At 40.1% G+C, this 18,329-nt stretch carries 15 protein-coding genes; 11 read left to right on the top strand and 4 right to left on the bottom strand.

The features are described 5' to 3' along the window. Positions 1 to 100: 100 nt before the first annotated feature. The 6 genes from HY841_12535 (at position 101) to yidC (ending at position 7,696) form a co-directional block, all read left to right on the top strand. Positions 101 to 931, top strand: coding sequence for a helix-turn-helix domain-containing protein (locus HY841_12535; GenBank protein MBI4931588.1), 831 nt, complete (start codon positions 101 to 103; stop codon positions 929 to 931). A gap of 69 nt (positions 932 to 1,000) precedes the next feature. Next, a complete protein-coding gene (locus HY841_12530; protein ID MBI4931587.1) occupies positions 1,001 to 1,723 on the top strand; it encodes a Crp/Fnr family transcriptional regulator in 723 nt (240 codons plus the stop codon). Positions 1,724 to 1,837: 114 nt separating this feature from the next. Then, positions 1,838 to 2,776: a c-type cytochrome gene (locus HY841_12525; protein ID MBI4931586.1), complete on the top strand. Its 939-nt coding sequence runs from the start codon at positions 1,838 to 1,840 to the stop codon at positions 2,774 to 2,776. Positions 2,777 to 2,953: 177 nt separating this feature from the next. Continuing rightward, a complete protein-coding gene (locus HY841_12520; GenBank protein ID MBI4931585.1) occupies positions 2,954 to 3,373 on the top strand; it encodes a hypothetical protein in 420 nt (139 codons plus the stop codon). A gap of 525 nt (positions 3,374 to 3,898) precedes the next feature. After that, positions 3,899 to 5,533, top strand: a complete 1,635-nt coding sequence (locus HY841_12515; protein ID MBI4931584.1) for a CTP synthase — start codon at positions 3,899 to 3,901, stop codon at positions 5,531 to 5,533. A gap of 228 nt (positions 5,534 to 5,761) precedes the next feature. Further along, positions 5,762 to 7,696, top strand: coding sequence for a membrane protein insertase YidC (yidC, locus tag HY841_12510; protein ID MBI4931583.1), 1,935 nt, complete (start codon positions 5,762 to 5,764; stop codon positions 7,694 to 7,696). 145 nt (positions 7,697 to 7,841) lie between these two features. Here yidC and alaS read toward each other — a convergent pair whose 3' ends face one another. Then, the gene (gene alaS / locus HY841_12505; GenBank protein MBI4931582.1) at positions 7,842 to 10,493 is read right to left on the bottom strand and encodes an alanine--tRNA ligase; all 2,652 of its coding nucleotides are present in this window, start codon (positions 10,491 to 10,493) and stop codon (positions 7,842 to 7,844) included. A gap of 83 nt (positions 10,494 to 10,576) precedes the next feature. On the opposite strand from alaS, the gene HY841_12500 reads away from it, so the two are divergent. From HY841_12500 to HY841_12490, 3 genes are all read left to right on the top strand, one after another. Then, positions 10,577 to 11,545, top strand: coding sequence for a peptidoglycan DD-metalloendopeptidase family protein (locus HY841_12500; protein MBI4931581.1), 969 nt, complete (start codon positions 10,577 to 10,579; stop codon positions 11,543 to 11,545). An 87-nt stretch (positions 11,546 to 11,632) separates the two neighbouring features. After that, entirely contained in the window at positions 11,633 to 14,314 is a 2,682-nt protein-coding gene (locus tag HY841_12495) for a hypothetical protein (protein ID MBI4931580.1), read from the top strand. Positions 14,315 to 14,369: 55 nt separating this feature from the next. Further along, the gene (locus HY841_12490; GenBank protein ID MBI4931579.1) at positions 14,370 to 14,708 is read left to right on the top strand and encodes a MerR family transcriptional regulator; all 339 of its coding nucleotides are present in this window, start codon (positions 14,370 to 14,372) and stop codon (positions 14,706 to 14,708) included. Positions 14,709 to 14,711: 3 nt separating this feature from the next. On the opposite strand, the gene rfaD is transcribed toward HY841_12490, so the two are convergent. Continuing rightward, positions 14,712 to 15,677 (bottom strand): ADP-glyceromanno-heptose 6-epimerase, encoded by a 966-nt coding sequence (gene rfaD, locus HY841_12485; protein MBI4931578.1) that lies wholly within the window; start codon positions 15,675 to 15,677, stop codon positions 14,712 to 14,714. A gap of 3 nt (positions 15,678 to 15,680) precedes the next feature. Next, positions 15,681 to 16,106 (bottom strand): hypothetical protein, encoded by a 426-nt coding sequence (locus HY841_12480; protein MBI4931577.1) that lies wholly within the window; start codon positions 16,104 to 16,106, stop codon positions 15,681 to 15,683. 55 nt (positions 16,107 to 16,161) lie between these two features. Between HY841_12480 and HY841_12475 the strand changes: the two genes are divergently transcribed. Then, on the top strand, positions 16,162 to 16,500 hold the full coding sequence (locus HY841_12475) for a hypothetical protein (GenBank protein ID MBI4931576.1): 339 nt from the start codon (positions 16,162 to 16,164) through the stop codon (positions 16,498 to 16,500). A 48-nt stretch (positions 16,501 to 16,548) separates the two neighbouring features. On the opposite strand, the gene HY841_12470 is transcribed toward HY841_12475, so the two are convergent. Then, a complete protein-coding gene (locus HY841_12470; protein ID MBI4931575.1) occupies positions 16,549 to 17,736 on the bottom strand; it encodes an AhpC/TSA family protein in 1,188 nt (395 codons plus the stop codon). Positions 17,737 to 17,812: 76 nt separating this feature from the next. Between HY841_12470 and HY841_12465 the strand changes: the two genes are divergently transcribed. After that, on the top strand, positions 17,813 to 18,208 hold the full coding sequence (locus tag HY841_12465; GenBank protein MBI4931574.1) for an NAD(P)H-binding protein: 396 nt from the start codon (positions 17,813 to 17,815) through the stop codon (positions 18,206 to 18,208). Positions 18,209 to 18,329 lie beyond the last annotated feature (121 nt).

Here is an 18,329-nt window from a genome sequence, read left to right as displayed (position 1 = left end):
TTAAAGCACATGACACAAATCATAATGCGAGAAATCATCTCTTCATATTCTTGTACAGCAATCACAATAAGATAGGAGTCTGGAGAAAACTATTTATTACATGAGCCTACATGATATTATTGAGATAAAGAATAAGTTGGAAAAAGATTCCAACTTTAAAATTTCACGCTTTAAAGAAGTAATAAAAAGAACATCGCCTCACAAGCATGAAAACTATTACGAGTTAATATATCTGAGTGAAGGAGCCGGGTTTCACTGGATTGACGAGCAGAAATTTCAAATCAATCCACCCGAAGTATATATTGTCAGAGGAGGGCAACTGCATTATTGGCAGCTGACAGAAATTCCAAAAGGGTATGTTATCCTTTTTAAAGAATGTTTTTTTGATTATGTGAACCAGGCGGAAATGTACACATTGGTCAGAAGGCTTGAATCCACCAATCATATCAAACTTAATGGCGACCCCGCCTTTCATTTTCTTTTTTCGGAAATAGAAAAAGAATACCTCTCAACCGCCAGCGCTTCTACCATCATCACTCATGGGTATATGAAAGCGCTGTTAGGAAAAATCATGCAGTATGAGAAGCCAGATAACCAAACTCTGCAACATCAGGAAAAGTATCTTGCATTCTTACAATTGCTTCAAACATCCAACCTTCACTTCAGGAGAGTAAAAGAGTATGCAGGCAAATTATGCACCACCCCGCAAAACCTGAATGCGGTGTGCCGGAAAACCTGCAATAAAAGTGCAGGTGAAATCATCCATGAGCAATTAATACTTGAAGCAAAAAGATTACTTCTTCATACGGATAAAACCGTAAAAGAAATTGCCGGTGAATTAAATTTCACTGACGATTCCAACTTCGTGAAGTTTTTCAAATCTTCTTGTAAAGTATCTCCCCACCAATTCAAAGAAAGGTATTTTCATTAATACCATAATTACACCTTCTTTTACCACTCCTGCCATTTCTTAGTTCCTTAGTATTGCATTGTTTTTTCCATGAAAAAGAAAATCAGCTGCAAAACCTGCAGCAACCTTCATTGCTTTATACGGGAAAACCTTTCGGAAAAATGGATTGATGTAGTTGATTCGTCCAAACAACAGTTATGGTATAATAAGGAACAACTTATAATCAAGCAGGGAGCGCCCGTTACCGGAATGTATTTCATCCAGCAGGGAAAAGTAAAGGTGGTGGCAAACGGCTACATGGGGCACGAACAGATAGTGCGCCTCGCCACCGATGGGCATATTCTCGGGCACAGAGGATTAGGGCATGATGTATATCCAATCAGCGCGGTAGCTATGGAAACCTCGCTGGTGTGTTTTTTAGATAATGCCACACTGAACAACTCATTCATGCAAAACCCGCAATTGCCCATGGCGCTCATGATGTTTTATTCCCGCGAACTGCGCAAGATGGAATTAAGAATGAAGTATCTCGGTCAGATGAATGTAAGGGAAAAAATTGCAGAAGCGTTGCTCTATATTAATTCGGTTTTCGGAACCAGCCCCGATGATGGCGCCCTTAACCTCCCTTCATGCCGGCAGGAAATTGCCTGCCTCACCGGCACCAACACCGACCAGGTTACAAAACAACTGAAAGATTTTGCAAACGAAAAGCTAATTGTAAAACTGAAGCGAAGAATCAAGCTGATCAATCCAAAAGGATTAGAAAAAATAGTCCGCCATTTCGGAATAGAAGAATTATTTAAGCAGGAGTGATTTTATTTTCCGTCAAAAAACTGTTTTAAACATAATCTAAATCATTACTCAATCATGAAGATTGTCAGAATATTGTAACGTAAATAAATCAAACAAACCAAAAACTATACACTTATGAAAACAAAACCAATCAAAGCAATCGCATTCACGCTGATGGGTGCCCTTGCGCTTGCAATTGTGTTTACAAGCAGTTGCAAAAAAGAAGGACCTGCAGGACCTGCCGGTGCCGATGGCGCTGACGGAACTAACGGAACCAACGGAACCAATGGAGATGCCGTAAGCGCTGCCGATCAAGCCGCTTATACTGCCGCAGATGGTAATATTGGCGGAAGGTTATATGACCATCTTATCAGTGAATCAAACATCACAGATACAACCATAAGAAACCATCCCGATTTTTTCAGATGCAAGCAATGTCACGGATGGGATTTGAGAGGAAGCATGGGCGCTTACATTAACAGAGCCCCAACGGCTACCCGCCCTCCTGTAGCATCCAATGATTTGTATGTTTATGGTAAGACGCACAATATCCGACAAATATTTGACGCAGTTAAACACACCGGAGGAAGAGTAAGAATGGGAAGCGCAACAGACAGATCGTATAATGCAAGCATGCCTGATTATGGATTAATGCTAACCGATGCTCAAATATGGCAGATTGTTAAGTTCCTTAAAAATGACGCTCATAATTATTCTGACTTTTATGATATGTCAACATCAGGAATTTATCCAACAGGCACCAAAACGTTTTCAAATATCGGCAAAGGCGGAAGCAAGACAAACGGACAAACAATTTATAATTCTTTATGTAAAGGATGCCATGGCGCTGACGGCAAACAAATAGATGTTTACTGCCAGGGAGAATTTATGGGAACATTCTGCAGAAGCAACCCGCATGAATTGCAGCACAAAGCCAAATTTGGAATGCCAAATGATATTGACCATCCTACTTGTTCGTATGCCGGTTCAATGAATGTTTTCAGCACAATTACCGATCAGAATATCAGAGACATTATGGTGCTGGGACAAGATACATTAATATTCCCAAATTAATTTGTATAAGATTAAAAAATGCCTCTCGTTTTCATAATAGTTAGATTAGAGCGCCACCTTTAGGTTAGAGTGGCGCTCTTTTTTTAAAGCAGGTAAAAAAAACAAACAAAGCACAACCTACTCCCAGTGAAATTGTTTGAAAAACAAAATTTCACGGGGTAAAAAAACAAACACACCATGGCACGCAGAACGGTTCGCATAGAAGTACCCATAAACAAGCCCGATGCTTTCAGCAAACTGCTGAACAAAATCCTTAAACAACACGAAACCCTCGGCAAAGACAGCCCGCTGGAAAACAATCCGAAAATAGATATGAAAAAGTTTAAAGAATCGCTGACAACTGCCGACCAAAAACGCGCTGCATCAGAAAAGCTCAAAGGTCAAAGCGAAGACACAATGCAGGAAGCAAAAACAATTTATGGCAATGGCAAAGGGCAAGACGTGGAAACACCCGGCACCCTGTATAACATGGAAGATGAAGTAAAAGACATTTTGCTTCACGAAAACAAAGGCAATGAAGAAGAACTCAGCCAATGGGGCTACAATGTGGTGGTGGGCAGCGCCAAAAGCCCAAAGCCAAGGCAAAAGAAAGGATAAGCATCCTTTTTATAAATAAAACAGGATAAATTAGTACATTCTACAAGTGGTACAGATAACAAAACCATATCTGTATGGATTTGTATTTCCGTACATCTGTAACAATCTGTTATCTGTACCATATATGAAAATGTCACAATTTATCCCGCGCATAGTATAATTAATTTCGAAGAAAAGAAAGTTTTTGCATCATACTTTCATGTTTCTGCCCCTTCGGGGAACGTTTAAGTGTCATACTTAAACATTAAAGTGATGGACTTTAACATCTATTTGCCATACTTAAACATTAAAGTGCCACACATTCATATTGAAGCGCCATACTTTAACACGAAAGTGTGGCGCTTTCATGCCTTCGCCCCATGCTTTATCATTAAAGTTAGTCGCTTAAATAATTATAATACTCATGTTACGCCCAGAATTAAGATTACACAGATAAACAACAAAAAAGTAATCGGTGTAATCTTGTCTTTTTTTCTGAAATCCGTGTAATCGCAGTATAAATAATTCGTACTTTCACATCCCGTAATGAGTAGTGCTGCAAAATATATTTTCGTTACGGGAGGCGTTACTTCCTCGCTCGGCAAAGGCATTATTTCATCCTCTCTCGCAAAACTTTTACAGGCGCGCGGCTACTCGGTCACCATCCAGAAATTAGATCCTTACATTAACGTTGACCCCGGCACCATGAATCCGTATGAGCACGGAGAATGTTACGTGACGGATGATGGCGCAGAAACCGATTTGGATTTAGGGCACTACGAAAGATTCTTAAGCGTGCCCACTTCACAGGCGAACAATGTTACCACCGGAAAAATTTATCTGAACGTTATTGAGAAAGAGCGCAGAGGAGATTATCTCGGCAAAACCGTGCAGGTGATTCCACACATCACCGATGAAATAAAATCGCGCATCCGCCTGTTGGGAAAAACCGACAAGTATCAAATCGTTATCACAGAAATTGGCGGAACGGTGGGAGATATTGAATCGCATCCGTATGTGGAAGCGGTGCGCCAGATGAAATGGGAAATGGGCAAGGACTGTCTCGTGGTTCACCTCACACTCATTCCTTATTTATCTACCACCGGAGAATTAAAAACGAAGCCGACACAACACTCTGTAAAAACACTTCTTGAATACGGAGTTCAGCCCGATGTTTTAGTTTGCCGAACAGAACATAAACTGAACAAAGACATCCGCAACAAAATTGCGCTCTTCTGCAATGTGGAAACCGAATCGGTGATAGAAGCCATTGACGCAAGCACGATTTACGAAGTGCCGCTTCTGATGGAAAAAGAAAAACTGGATGTGGTGGTGCTGAACAAACTGCACCTGCCCGTTCCTGAAAATATTTATCTCGATGACTGGAAAGAATTTCTGCACAAACTCAAGAATCCGAAGTATGAAGTGAAGATTGGCTTGATTGGAAAATATGTGGAGCTGAAAGATTCTTACAAATCAATTTCCGAATCGCTGATTCATGCGGGCGCAGTGAACAATTGCCGGGTGAATGTGGAGTGGATTCATTCAGAATGGATAAACGAAGAAAATGTTTCTGAAAAACTGAAAGGGCTTTCGGGAATAATTGTTGCGCCTGGTTTTGGCAAGCGCGGAATTGAAGGAAAGATTTCTGCCATCCGCTATGCGAGAGAAAATGAAGTTCCTTTTTTAGGAATTTGTTTAGGAATGCAATGCGCGGTAATTGAATTTGCCCGAAACGTAATGGGAAAATCGGATGCGCACTCTACAGAAATAAATCCTTCCACATCCAATCCTGTGATTGATTTGCTCGAAGCGCAAAAGAACATTACTAAAAAAGGAGGAACCATGCGTTTGGGCGCTTATCCCTGTCAGTTAAAAGAAGACACAAAAGCTTTCAGTGTATACAAAGAGAAGAATATTTCGGAGCGCCATCGCCACCGCTACGAGTTCACCAATGAGTACCTCGGTGATTTTGAAAAAGCCGGAATGATTGCCTCTGGAATAAATCCCGAAGGCGGACTCGTTGAAATTGTTGAACTGAAAGACCACCCGTTTTTTATTGGCGTCCAGTTCCATCCTGAATATAAAAGCACGGTTGCAAAACCTCATCCGCTATTCGTTGGGTTTGTGAGCGCGGCTGTTGAAGTGGGTTCGCTGAAGAAGCAAGTACAGAGTCATTAGTCGTTAGATTCTTGTCATTCCGAATCCCGATTCATCGGGATGAGGAATCTCCCAATAATATTTCTACACATCATTAGGAGATTTCTCACGGAGTTTACACTGAACAAAGTGAATGTGTTCGAAATGACAATAGCCATTTAATTCTATATTTGCCCTCCTTAAACCTGTAGGATTTTATCCAACGGGTTAAAAAATAACCATAGCAGTAATTCGTCTTATTAAGTAACGGTGGACAAAAATTCAATCACAGGTATCGTCATCATTTGCGCAATCATGTTCGCATGGATGTGGTATTCTGCTCCGAGCAAAGAACAATTAGAGAAGCAAAAGAAGACGAAGGATTCACTGGAGTTAGTTGAAAAACAAAAGGTAGTCAAAGATACAGTCAGTCGTCAGTTGTTAGTGGATAGTAGCATTACCAATACAAAACAACCGACAACTAACAACGGACAACCAACTACTTCCGATTCTGCAAAGACCGTTGCGCTCAATAATAAATATGATGTCTTTGCTTCAGCCGCAACCGATTCAAATCAATTTTTTACGATTGAAAATGAACTACTGAAAGTCACTATCTCTTCCAAAGGCGGCCGTGTTTGTTCTGCACAGTTGAAAAAATACCGCACGAACGATTCGCTTCCTTTGATTCTTTTTGACGCGGACTCTTCTTCTTTTGGAATTCTTTTTGACACCGAACATAACCGCACCATCAACACCAGCGAATTATATTTTCAACCCATCGCAGGAAAGAATGACAGCGTGCAAACTATTTCCATGCGCTTGTACGCGAATGCTGATAGTACTGGCAAAAGCGGTAAATACATTGAGTATGAATATTCGCTTGCGAAAGACTACATGCTCGGCTGTAAAATAAATGTTGTGGGTATGCAAGATGTGGTTGCATCCAACCTGAATGAGTTCAGTTTGAACTGGGCGATGAAAACGCTTACTCAGGAAAAGGATATCAAGAATCAGCGCAATGCCTCCACCGTGTATTTCAAATATCTGGAAGAAGACCCTGATTATATCAGCGAGATGAAAGATGAAACAAAAACTCTTTCGGCAAAAACAAAATGGGTTGCGTTTAAGCAACAGTTTTTTACTTCGGTAATAATTGCGGATGATTATTTTGACAAAACAGGTGCGGATGTAACTTCTCACAACGAGAAAACATCCACTAAGTATGTAAAAGATTATTCCGCTAATCTCACCATTCCGTATTCTCACAAGCCGAATGAATCTTTCGGAATGAAGTTTTATCTCGGACCCAATCATTTTCAAACGCTTAAGAGTTACGGTCTGCATCTTGAAAAACAAATTCCGCTCGGCTGGGGAATTTTTGGTTGGGTAAACAAGTTTTTAGTGATCCCTGTTTTTAATTTTCTTGACAGTTTCAACCTCAGTTACGGCATTATCATTCTCTGCCTCACGCTTGTTTTCAAAACGCTTTTGTTTCCTGTTGCTTACAAAACGTACGTTTCATCAGCGAAAATGCGCGTGCTGAAGCCGGAGATTGAGGAACTCGGAAAAAAATTCGGCAAAGAAGACGCGATGAAAAAACAGCAGGCAACCATGGCGCTTTACAAAAAAGCAGGGGTGAGTCCGCTGGCTGGATGCATACCTGCACTTTTGCAAATGCCGATTCTTCTTGCGCTGTTCCGTTTTTTTCCAGCGTCCATTGAACTTCGCCAGCATGGGTTCTGGTGGGTGACTGATCTTTCCACATATGATTCAGTTTGGAATTTCGGAAAACTCCCTGTGATTGATTTCATCTATGGCGACCACATGAGCATATGGGCGATTCTCTGCACCATCACCACTTTGATTTACACGCACATGAACAGTCAGCTCATGAGCAACCCCGGTCAGCAGCAAATGGCGGGAATGAAATACATGATGTACATAATGCCTGTGATGTTCCTTCCGTTCCTTAATAAATTTTCTGCCGGGTTGAGTTACTACTACACACTTGCCAATCTGATTTCTTTCGGACAGATGTTTATCATACGCAGGTTTGTGGATGAGAAAAAACTTCACGCGCAGATAGCGGAACACATGAAGAAACCTGCGAAAGCTCCTTCTTCTTTCCAGCAGAAACTACAAAAGCGTTTGGAAGACGTTCAGAAGAACAGAAACGGTTCTTCGCAGAAGAAGGTGAAATAAAAAACAAAGCCCATCCTAAATCCCCGCCTGCCGTCAATAAAAATAAAAAATGGCGGGCAGGCTTCCCGAAGGGAAGAACTTTTAGTTAAAACATTTTCAAGAGGGTATTTATTCTCCCTTCCCTTGTGGAAGGGCAGGGGATGGGCTATAAATATTTCTTCGCTGCCTCCAGTGCTTTGCTTAATCCCTCTGTATTAGTTCCACCTGCCGTAGCGTAAAAGGACTGACCGCCACCGCCACCGTTTATTTCTTTTGCAAGTTCTTTCACAATGTTTCCTGCGTGAAGTTTTTTTTCTTTCACGAGATTATCAGAAAGCATCACTGTCAAACTTGGTTTGCCATCCACATTCGCACCCAGCACGAGAAAAAGATTTTCAATTTTATTTTTCAGTTCAAACGAAAGCGTTTTAATTGCTTCGGCAGAATCCAGTTCTATTTTTTCTGAAATAAAATTTATTCCATTCTTATTCTGAACTTTTCCAATCAGTTCAATCGAAATGAATTTTGCTTTCTCACGCACAAGGTTTTCTATCTGTTTGGATAGTTCTGTATTCTGCTCGTATAATTGCTCAATGCTTTTTGCAATGTCTTTCGGATTTTTGAGAAGTTCTTTAATCTGGTTGAGTGTTCCGAATTGTCGGTTAATGAATTCTTCCGCTTTCACTGCAGTTATCGCTTCAATCCTGCGAATGCCTGCTGCCACAGCGCTTTCAGAAGTTATTTTGAAATAGCCGATTTTCCCTGTAGCAGGAACATGCGTTCCTCCGCAAAGCTCAATGGAAAAAGTTTTGTCAAACGTAACTACGCGAACAGTGTCTCCATATTTTTCTCCGAACAAAGCCATCGCACCGGACTTTTTTGCCTGCTCAATCGGCATTTCTTTTATATCGCTTTTTATGTTCTCTCGAATTTTTTCGTTCACCAGCGCTTCGATTTTGGAAATTTCTTCATCCGTAACTTTTGAGAAATGTGAAAAGTCAAAACGCAGATGTTCGTCATTCACCAATGAACCTTTTTGTTCAACATGTTTTCCAAGAACCTGCCGCAAGGCAGAGTGAAGCAGATGAGTGGCAGTATGATTGTTCATTATGAGAGTGCGCTTCTGTTTATCTACACTTGCTTTAAATTCAACAGATAAATTTTTTGGAAGCGTTTCGGAAAAATGTACTATGAGGTTGTTCTCTTTTTTTGTATCAGTAATAATTATTTTTTCACTTCCGAATTCCAGTATTCCGGTGTCGCCAACTTGTCCTCCGCTCTCGGCATAAAAAGGAGTTTTGTCTAAAATGATTTGGTATAGTTCTTTTCCTTTCGCTTTTACTTTTCTGTATTTGATAATTTTTGATTTAGTCTCTAATAAATCATATCCAACAAAATCTTGATTCTTGAATCTTGAATCTTGATTCTCTGTTTCAATCCAATCTCCGGCATCTACTTTTGCGTCTTCTCGTCCGCGTGTTTTCTGTTTTTTCATTTCCGTGTCAAATCCATATTCATCAATGCTTAATCCATATTGGCGTGCGATGAGGGAAGTCAGATCAACAGGAAAACCGTAGGTGTCATACAATTCAAAAACAATTTTTCCATCCACTATTTTTTCCTTTCCTGAATTTGAAATGGCGATGCAGACATCGTCAATCTTCTTCAGCCCTTGCTCCAGTGTTCTGAAAAAAGAGGTTTCTTCTTCGCGGATGACTTTCTCTACAAAAAGTTTCTGTAAATTTATTTCGGGAAAAAAATCTCCCATTTGATTGGCGAGAACTGGAACAAGACGAAATAAGAATGGTTCTTTGATTCCTAACGACTGATAACCATAGCGAACGGCTCTTCGCAGAATTCTTCGTATCACATAGCCGGCACCTGTGTTGGAAGGAAGTTGTCCGTCAGCAATCGCAAATGAAATGGCGCGGATGTGGTCGGCAATCACACGCATGCCGATGTTAGTGATTTTAGCTTGCTTGTTTTCGTCATCTGATTTGTAACGCAGTCCGCACAAATCTTCAAGCTTTCTTATGATGGGCTGAAATACATCGGTATCGTAAGTGGATTTTTTATTCTGCAGAACCATGCACAATCTTTCAAACCCCATTCCTGTATCCACGTGCTGAGCGGGAAGTTTTTCCAATGAGCTGTCAGATTTTCTATTGAACTCTATGAAAACTAAATTCCAAATTTCTATAACCTGAGGATTTCCTTTGTTCACTAAAGTTTTTCCATCCACTTTATCGCGCTCTTTTTCATCGCGCATGTCCACATGAATTTCTGAGCAGGGTCCGCAAGGACCGGTGTCGCCCATCTCCCAGAAATTATCTTTTTTATTTCCGTTGATGATTCTGTCTTTAGGCAAATAACTTTTCCACGCGTCAAATGCTTCCTGGTCGAACGGAATATTTTCTTCCCCGCTTCCTTCAAAAACCGTAACGTATAATCTGTCGGGGGAAATTTTGTAAACGCCTGTCAGCAATTCCCAAGCCCATTTGATGGCTTCCTTCTTAAAATAATTTCCAAAACTCCAGTTGCCCAGCATCTCGAACATCGTGTGATGGTAAGTATCAATGCCGACTTCTTCCAAATCATTATGCTTGCCTGAAACGCGCAAACACTTTTGTGTGTCAGCAACGCGTGTATGTTTGATGGGAGCATTTCCCAAAAACAAATCCTTGAACTGATTCATGCCCGCGTTGGTGAACATCAGCGTGGGGTCATTCTTAATCACCAAAGGAGCGGAAGGCACAATTTCGTGGTCTTTGCTTCGGAAGTATTCAAGGAATTTTTCGCGGACTTTGGCTGATTTCATTGTTAGTAACGCTGTTTATTGCAGAATGGTGAAGCGTTGCAAAAGTAGATTTTTTCCGTACATTTGCATTCGATTTCAGAGATATGTCAAAAGTAAAATACCGCTTCGATACCCACTCGCTGACTTACGAAAAAGTAGGATTCAGTTGGAAGAAGATTGGACTGAAAATGCTTTCCTCTCTGGCGATAGGAATTGTGTTTGCGGGTGTAACGGTATTTATTGCGTTTACCTATTTTGATTCTCCCAAAGAAAAAATGCAGAAGCGCGAAATTGAATGGATGACTTACCAATATGACATCCTCAATAAAAAACTCGGGCAAGTGCAAACAGTTCTTGGCGATATTCAGAAACGTGACGATAATATTTACCGAATGATTTTTGAAGCCGATCCGATTGCTGATGAAATCCGCAAAGCGGGATTTGGAGGTGTAGATAGATATAAAGAACTTGAAGGGTATGAAAATTCTAAACTGATTATGGAAAGCACGCAGAAACTCGATCAACTTTCCAAACAACTTTACATCCAGTCAAAATCGTTTGACGATGTAATCAAAATGGCGAAGAATAAAGAACAGATGCTTGCTTGTATTCCAGCCATCCAGCCCGTTTCAGGAAAAGATTTGAAGCATGAGCCATCTGGATATGGAATGAGAATGCATCCGATTTACAAGTATGAGAAATTTCATGCGGGAATGGATTTTACCGCGAACATCGGAACAAAAATTTATGCCACCGGAGATGGAGTTGTTGAGACAGCAGAATATGGTTCCGGATACGGAAATCACGTTGTGATTAAACACGGTTATGGATACGAAACACTTTACGGGCACATGGAAAAAATTGTGGCACGTATTGGGCAAAAAATAAAACGTGGTGAGTTGATTGGTTATGTAGGCAACACAGGTCTTTCTGCCGGTCCGCACGTGCATTACGAAGTTCACAAGAATGGCGAGCCGGTGAATCCTGTAAACTTTTATTATAACGACCTTACCCCTGCTGAGTACAAAGAGATGATTGAGATTACTTCACACGCATCGCAGTCATTCGACTAATCATTCTCGTCTAAAACCTCAGAAATTGTTTTTGCCGTGTCAAAATCCTTTTCTACATTTGACCATATTAATTTCCGATAACCTTTCATGAAATTTTTTTACACGAAATATTTTTTACTCTTCTTTTCTTTTTTCTCTCTTGCTGAAATTTCTTTTGGGCAAAACATTGCGATTAATCAAAATGGAAACCCTGCGGCTGATTGCGCAGTGCTTGATATAAACACTACCGGAGGAACTCTTGGATTGCTTATTCCTCGCGTGTCACTTACTAATACCTCCACCCAAACCATTTCGGGTACAGCCGTTGATGGTGTAATTGTATATAATACAAATAGTGCAATAGCCGGAACAGGAGCAGCCGGAACAGGATATTATTATTGGAGCACCGTTGCCACTGCCCACTGGGTAAACCTCGTTGACAACTATGCCCCCGGCTCAGCATGGATGTTGAGTGGAAATGGCAACACCACAGCAGGAACAGATTTTCTTGGAACAACTGATGGTGTAGATTTTGTAATTAAGACAAACGGAACAGAACGAATGCGAATAACTTCTGGCGGGCTTACAGGATTTGGAACAACGAATCCTATAACTACTACAGCAAATTATCTTCTAACTATAAAAACCAGCGCAACAATTCAGAATGGAATAGATATGACATTGTCTGGCGGAAGCGGCAAGGGCATCAATATCAGTTCGGCATCGGCAAGTTACGATGGCATATTGGTAACCAATTCTACTGCAAGCAATGGGCTAAATGGTATAGGGGCTGTATTATCAAATACAAATATTGTATCGGGTTATTCGGCTTACAGAACCGGAGGCGGATATAGTTATGGCTTATATGGTATTAACGGCACAAATGCTGCTTATGCAACTAATGCCAATACTTGGGCGGCATTTTTGCAAGGAAGAACAGTTATTTCATCCGAAAGTTCACCCACGTCTCCAATAGGAACTGATTTGGAAGTAAGAAATACTACTACTGGAGCAGCCGCTCCCGCTACAGTTTCATTAAGGCAAACAACTTCTCTTACGACTACTGGGAATGTTTTAACGAATTTAAATTTTGGAGATAATTATCAAAATAGTCCTCAAGCACAGATTCAGGTTATACGCGGAGCTTTTTCAAGCGGTTCAACAGATTTACCTACCGATATGCTTTTTTATACCACCCCCGATGCTTCTGCAGCCATGGCTGAACGAATGAGAATTATTAATTCCGGTCAAGTTGGAATCAACATGACTCCAACCATGCAACTGGATGTGACAAGTGCTTCTGCAACCGCAAGCGATGCTGCAATAAGAGGTATTTCTACTGGTACAGGAGTGACATTATATGGAGTGAAAGGAAGTGTTGCCGCAACTGGCAGCCTTTCATCCGGAGTTTTTGGTATTGCTTCTGGCACTGGACAAGTATATGGAGTGCTTGGACAAATCCCTAATTCTACAACTACTAACTCAGCAGGTGTGAGGGGTTTCGTAGCTCAAACTACTGGTGCTACTTATGGTGTAATGGGAGAGGATGCTTCTAGTGATGGAAATTCAGCCGGTGTGTTAGGTCAAGCAACTTCAACAACTGGAGCTGTGAATGGCGTATGGGGCACCACGCCAAGCACTTCAAATGGAGCAACAGGTGTATATGGAACAGCTACCGGTGCAAGTGGATCCACTTATGGTGTTCTAGGTCAGACTTCGAGTACAAGTTCGGGAGCATATGGAGTTTATGGAATTGCTACTGCAACATCCAATGTGGCTGCAGGTTATAATTCTGGACAAACATACTCAGGCGTATACGGATCTTCGAGTACCAATGGACAAGGATCAACAAAAGACATGTGGCATTTCGCAGTTCATGGTTCTTACTGCGATTGTGATGCAGTATTTTTTGGGAATAGATCGGGAGGAGTTTTGGGAGGCATTAAAAATTCTGCAGGCACTCTTCAACAGTGGGGTTCACTGGGCTACCAAGCATCAACAAATACAAGATATAGTGGTTATTTTTCTGCTGCAATTTTGAATGGTGGCGCGGGACGATATAATTCAACTTCTAATCTTAACGATGAAAAAACAGGCATTGGCATAGGTTCTTATGGCGGCTTAATGGGCGGATGGATTCGTGGAGATGTTTACGGAATGAATATTAAAGGAGAACGCTACAGTTTATATGTGGATGGAAAGCAATATACCAATGATGTAATCACACAAGTGAGCAATAACGGAACTGCCGAGCGTAATGTATCTTACGTTTCAACTTCAACAAGTGTAGATGTGTATGCTCGCGGAAGCGGAAAATTAGAAAACGGGAGAGCAACCATTTCTTTTGACAGAAATTATTCCACTCAATTATCTGTCGATGAAAAGGTCATGCTAACAATAACCCCTGTTGGCCCTTCCAACGGAGTTTATGCATCTGAAATTTCTCCGAAGGGATTTACAGTAATAGAAAATAACAACGGAACATCCAATGTAGAATTTTCATGGATTGCAGTTGGTGTTCGAAAGGGATATGAAAAAGTAGAACACCCTAAAGAAATATTGTCATCCGGCTATGATGAAAAAATGAAAGGAGTAATGTTTAATGAAAATGATTTGAAAAACTCCGGCACTCCAATTTGGTGGGATGGTGCTCAATTAAGATTTGACCCAATGTCCAAACAAGAGAACACAACAGAAAAATCTGATAGAACTATTGATGACCCTAAATTTGGCAATGAAATGACTCCTACTCCCGCAAATGCTACTCCTGAAAAACAAAATCCAAAATAAAATATTTTTTTTTATCTATTATTCATATTATTCGTAAGTAATTCAGTTGTAACGGATGCCTCCCTACAAAGAAAAAGAACCCGAAAAACTTTTCTACACCATTGGCGAAGTGGCGAAGATGTTCAAAGTGAATACATCTTTGATTCGTTTTTGGGAGAAGCAATTTGATATTTTAAACCCCAAAAAAAATAAAAAAGGCAACCGCCTTTTCACTAAACAGGATTTAGATAATCTTCATGTTATTTTTCACCTCGTAAAAGAGCGCGGTTTTACGCTGGAGGGCGCCAAGCAAAAACTCAAACAGAACAAAGAGGAAGTCGTCAATTCAGTTGAAATGGTAAAATCACTGAAGAAGGTTAAGGGATTTCTGATAGAGATGAAAGAAGCGCTGTAAGTTTTAATAATAGTTCCCCTCTTTTAAATAATTTACAACATAATCATTAATTCCTTCTTCAAAAGAAGAAAAATTTATATCGCATCCGGCACTTTTTAGTTTTCCCATTTTCGCTTCAGTGAAGTATTGGTATTTATCGCGGATGTCGGAGGGAGTATCAATAAACTCTATCTGGGGTTTTTTTCCAACAGATAAGAAAACACCATTCGCCAAATCTAGAAATGTTCTTGCAGTTCCTGAACCGAGATTGTAGATGCCTGAATTTTTCCGTGTGCGCAAACACCAAAGACAAACTTCCATTACATCTTTTACATAGATGAAATCGCGTAATTGCTTCCCGTCTTTGTATTTCGGATTATGTGAGCGGAAGAGTTTTACTTTTCCTGTTTCCTGAATCTGATTGAAGGAGTGAAAAATCACCGATGCCATTCTCCCTTTGTGATATTCATTCGGTCCGTACACATTAAAAAATTTTAATCCTGCCCAAAACCCCGGCTTCTTTTCTTGTTTCAGCACCCATTTGTCAAATTCATTTTTTGATTCTCCGTAAGGATTCAGTGGATGTAGATTTTCGATTGACGAATGGTTATCATCATAGCCCAACTCTCCTCCACCATAAGTTGCGGCTGATGATGCATAAACAAGTGGCAGTCCATATTCCACGCAAATAGTCCAAACATTTTTAGAAAAATTCAGATTGAGTTTATCGAAAATCTTTTTATCGAATTCAGTGGTATCGGTTCTTGCTCCTATATGAAAAATAAATTGCACCAGGCGATGATTTTCTCTCAGCCAACTCGGAAAAATATCGCGATGAACTTCTGTCGAAAAAGTTTTACCTGCAAGATTTTTGTTTTTGTTTGCTCTCGAAAAGTCATCCACCACTACCACATCCTTAAATCCTTCTCTATTTAGCTTGCTGACTAAACAACTTCCGATAAATCCTGCTGCTCCTGTTACGATTATCATAATTCAATTAGAAATATGTAATACTGTTCCGTCAAAAGCAGTTTGATACAACTTGAGCGGATTCGTTGCAGGACCTGAATTGGGAGAACCATCCGTAACAAGAAATTTAGAACCGCATTTGCTGTCCACCGCCAAAAGCCCGCTTGCATCTACCGTTACAGTGTTCCCCTCTTTGACATTGTAGGTGCAATGCCGGTCATAAGCCATGAATTCGTTTTGTGATTTTCGGTAAATAAGAATTCCTTTTGAACCGCCAGCCAAATAGGTGTATCCGGTAATTGCGTTGAGCGGAGAGAAAGCCGGGTCTGTTGTATAGAGATAAACATCTACATACACATCAGGAATTTCATTCTTGTCTTTTTTACACCCCCCGAATGAAATCAACAGAATGAAAAAAAAATGGACTATGTATTTCAAAACTTTGTTCATTACTCATTTGTGAAAACAAAACAAAGTTACGTTATTTTTATCTAAACTTGCTTCAATGAAAATCCTTATTCAACTATCTTTTTTCTTTTTGATTTTTGTTTCTATTCCCGTTATTGCACAAGACAAAGGCACAGACACTAAAACGGAAAAGAAAAATGATGTGGAAAGCGCCAGGATGAAGCGGAAAAAAGCTAAGGCGGAATGGAAAGCCAAACGGAAGCAGGATCGTGGGGATAAAAAGGCGGTGCGCCAGCACGAAAAACGATTGCAAACAAAAGCAACCCGCAAGCGTATGCATAAAGACCAACGCAAAGCCAACCGAACCAATCAGAACAAGAAACAATTTTTCCTTATACGGTTATTCAAGCCCAAACCGAGAACCGGTGCTTGGTAGACATCGATATAGTGCAGAAGGGAAGATGGCAGATGAAAACGCAAATGATTATTGACTGATGCCTAACAACTCTTTTATTTTTTCTTCCAGTTCGGGTCCTCTCAGATTTTTTCCTGCGATGTTTCCTTCTTTGTCAAGCAGGCAAGTAAACGGAATTGCTTCAAAACCATACTGCGATACAACTGACGATTGCCATTGCTTCAAATCGCTTACATGATTTTTCCAGGAAAGTTTATCTTTTGAAATTGCTTCAAGCCACGCCTCTTTTTTAAAGTCGAGCGATACGCTGAAAATATCCAGCCCTTTATCTTTGTATTTATTATAGAGCAAAACCATAAAAGGATTTTCCGCCCTGCAGGGTTTGCACCACGATGCCCAGAAATCAACAATCACAATTTTTCCTTTCAGCGAAGAAAGTGAAATTGATTTTCCATCCTTGTCATCCAATGTAATTTCAGGAGCGAGACTTCCAACAGCAAGTTTTTTCTTACTGTCCACATATTTTTTGAATCCTTTCAGATTTTCCACGTTAGGATATTTCGCAGTGAGCGCATCAGATACTTTTATGAAATAAGCGATGTCTTTATCGGGACTCAGCATCTGCACGGCTGCAAGCGATGCGAACGAAGAAGTATTTTCATTAACAAAATTTCGAATGTATTCATTTGTTTCGTCAGCGAGTTTTCGGTAGTCCTCGGAAAAGGAATTAAATACAGGTTCAAGCATTTTTGAAATTGAATCAAGAAATAATGAATCAGGAGTAGTATTCAGATACGCTTCATAAACGCGTCTGAGAGAATCCTGTTTCATTCTGCTGGATTCCATTTTTTTGAAATTCTTTTTTGTGAAATCATTAAAATGAAGAAGCGTTTCAGAATCTTTTGAACCGGTTACCTTATATCCTTCGTTAAGATTTTTAGCATCTCCCTCAAAAGAAATATTTTCCGTGCTGTCGGCAATGATGGTTGCATAATTGGAAGATGAAATTTGTATACTGTAGAATCCTTTTTCAGGAACTTTTTTGATAAAAGTAAATTCACCTTTTTCGTTTACTTTCACTGAGTCAATTGTTTTTATTTCGGAAGAATTCACATCCACCAAAGAAACAAATTCACCGTTGCTGTTTGTAAGATTACCTTTTATCTGATAATTGGAATTTTCATTGTTGTTTCCGCAGGAATAAAACAGCAACAAGCAACAAGAAATAAGAAACAAGAGTTGGTATTTAGTTTTCATATGTTAAACTTTTATCTAAAATAATTTACGAAGATAGAAATTTATCAGGGTTTGAGATGCCTATCTTTGCCTGCTTATGAATTCGAAAACCGCGCTTGTCTTTGGTGCCACGGGATTGACCGGAAGCTATTTGTTAAAATGTCTGCTCAAAGATTCCCGTTATGAAAAAGTAAAAATCTTCATCAGAAGAGAAAATGATCTTCCTTCAAATAAAAAACTCGAAGTGCATATTGTTAAGATTTCTTCTTTAGAAAAATATACTGAACTTCTCAGAGGCGATGATTTGTTTTGCTGTTTAGGAACTACCATTTCAAAAGCAGGAAGCAAGGAAGCGTTCCGCAAGGTGGATTTTGAATACCCTCTGAAGGTTGCGGAACAGGCAAGCAAAAACAATATTTCTTCGTTTATTGTAATATCTTCTCTTGGTGCAGATATTAACAGTTCTAATTTTTATTTAATGACCCCGGCATGAACTCCCTGTGGTCTTGCCACAGGGATGAAATGCCGTTGCGCGAAGCGCAAAAGAGTATGTTTACTTCATGGTAGACACGAGCGAGGAGATATGGTACTGGCATCACAATGTATCGGAGTGT

Source organism: Bacteroidota bacterium, from assembly GCA_016213405.1.
Taxonomy (GTDB): Bacteria; Bacteroidota; Bacteroidia; order Palsa-948; family Palsa-948; genus Palsa-948.
The sequence above is the reverse complement of the archived record's forward strand: the minus strand, read 5'-3'. Positions and strand labels throughout refer to the sequence as shown.

Coding starts and splice junctions, on each gene's coding strand:
- HY841_12500 (MBI4931581.1), top strand. CDS start 10,577: ATGTCAAAAGTAAAATACCGCTTCGATACCCACTCGCTGACTTACGAA.
- HY841_12530 (MBI4931587.1), top strand. CDS start 1,001: ATGAAAAAGAAAATCAGCTGCAAAACCTGCAGCAACCTTCATTGCTTT.
- HY841_12495 (MBI4931580.1), top strand. CDS start 11,633: ATGAAATTTTTTTACACGAAATATTTTTTACTCTTCTTTTCTTTTTTC.
- HY841_12480 (MBI4931577.1), bottom strand. CDS start 16,106: ATGAACAAAGTTTTGAAATACATAGTCCATTTTTTTTTCATTCTGTTG.
- HY841_12520 (MBI4931585.1), top strand. CDS start 2,954: ATGGCACGCAGAACGGTTCGCATAGAAGTACCCATAAACAAGCCCGAT.
- alaS (MBI4931582.1), bottom strand. CDS start 10,493: ATGAAATCAGCCAAAGTCCGCGAAAAATTCCTTGAATACTTCCGAAGC.
- HY841_12535 (MBI4931588.1), top strand. CDS start 101: ATGAGCCTACATGATATTATTGAGATAAAGAATAAGTTGGAAAAAGAT.
- rfaD (MBI4931578.1), bottom strand. CDS start 15,677: ATGATAATCGTAACAGGAGCAGCAGGATTTATCGGAAGTTGTTTAGTC.
- HY841_12515 (MBI4931584.1), top strand. CDS start 3,899: ATGAGTAGTGCTGCAAAATATATTTTCGTTACGGGAGGCGTTACTTCC.
- HY841_12490 (MBI4931579.1), top strand. CDS start 14,370: ATGCCTCCCTACAAAGAAAAAGAACCCGAAAAACTTTTCTACACCATT.
- HY841_12525 (MBI4931586.1), top strand. CDS start 1,838: ATGAAAACAAAACCAATCAAAGCAATCGCATTCACGCTGATGGGTGCC.
- HY841_12465 (MBI4931574.1), top strand. CDS start 17,813: ATGAATTCGAAAACCGCGCTTGTCTTTGGTGCCACGGGATTGACCGGA.
- HY841_12470 (MBI4931575.1), bottom strand. CDS start 17,736: ATGAAAACTAAATACCAACTCTTGTTTCTTATTTCTTGTTGCTTGTTG.
- HY841_12475 (MBI4931576.1), top strand. CDS start 16,162: ATGAAAATCCTTATTCAACTATCTTTTTTCTTTTTGATTTTTGTTTCT.